1 protein-coding gene is annotated in these 466 nt (G+C 57.5%); it reads left to right on the top strand.

The window, feature by feature from the left end:
• The coding region (locus tag HU750_RS26980) for an immunoglobulin-like domain-containing protein (RefSeq protein ID WP_202883862.1) at positions 1-466 on the top strand (466 nt) is incomplete at both ends.

Raw genomic sequence — 466 nt, 5'->3', positions numbered from 1 at the left:
CGAGCCGGGTACCCCAGGCAACGAAGGCGATGTGGTCAAAGTCACCATCACCGCTGATCAAGTCTCGGTGGCGGAAAACGTCAAACCGACCTTCACCGTTCACATCAACACTGCCCTGGCTCACGATCTGGTCGTGACCCTGAGCAACAACGCTACCGTCACCATCAAGGCTGGCGAAACAAGCGCGCCTTATACCCACGAAGCACAGGGCGACGACGTTTACAAAGACGCTGGCGAAATTTCCCTGGGTATCAAGTCTGCCGTCGATGTTGACGGCCGTGCCTTCGAGAACCTGCAGTTGGGTGACGCAGCGTCGGTCAAAGTGACTGACACTACTGACGACGTCATCGCCAAGCTGACCGCCACTCCATCGGTTACCGAAGGCGGCGAGATCACTTACACCGTCACCCTGACCAACAAAGACGGTCTGCCGATCGACAACCACGCGCCGTTGTACTTCACCTTG

Origin of the sequence: Pseudomonas sp. SWRI50, assembly GCF_014269095.1 — a bacterium.
In the GTDB taxonomy this organism is placed as follows: domain Bacteria; phylum Pseudomonadota; class Gammaproteobacteria; order Pseudomonadales; family Pseudomonadaceae; genus Aquipseudomonas; species Aquipseudomonas kermanshahensis.
This window is presented reverse-complemented; position numbering and strand designations above follow the sequence as displayed.